Raw genomic sequence first — 532 nt, 5'->3', positions numbered from 1 at the left:
CCGCTCGGCGGGCGTGCTGTATTTTGTCTCCACCCTCGGGTCAGCAGCGGGAACGATCCTGACCTCGTTCTACTTCGTGCTGTATCTGGAGATCAATACCATCATCCTGAGCCTGATCTGCGCATCCGGCGCGGTTGGAGCAACCCTGCTCATCGCAGACAGGGCCGAACGGCGGAGGGCCAGCGCGTGCGTGTGCGAAGCCTGCTGATGGGCGCTGCCTTGGCCTTGGCCGCAGGGCAAGGCGCAGCCAGTGCTGATGGCGAGCGGTTCAGCGCGTCCCGCATCGTCTATCAGGAAAAGTCGCTTTACCGGAACATCCTCGTCGCCGAAGGCGATGGGTACAGGTGCATGAAGTTTGGTCGCCTGCACGCCCGGCAGACGTGCATCGAAATCGCGAATCCGACGCGCCTCGTGCTCAACTACACACGAGGCTTGCTGACGGGCCTGTACATCACGGAATCGCCACGCCGAGTCCTCGTGCTCGGACTGGGCGGAGGCGTGCTTCCGAGGGCGCTGCGCACGCTTGACGGGG

At 63.9% G+C, this 532-nt stretch carries 2 protein-coding genes; both read left to right on the top strand.

The genetic code is table 11. The features are described 5' to 3' along the window. On the top strand, window positions 1-208 hold a 208-nt coding region (locus DS839_RS37170; RefSeq protein ID WP_368912147.1), incomplete at its 5' end, for a hypothetical protein. After that, window positions 208-532 (top strand): hypothetical protein (locus DS839_RS36080; RefSeq protein ID WP_368912146.1); only part of this gene is annotated, 325 nt, incomplete at its 3' end. The genes DS839_RS37170 and DS839_RS36080, both read left to right, overlap by 1 nt.

Source organism: Taklimakanibacter deserti, from assembly GCA_003574785.1.
The sequence above is the reverse complement of the archived record's forward strand: the minus strand, read 5'-3'. Positions and strand labels throughout refer to the sequence as shown.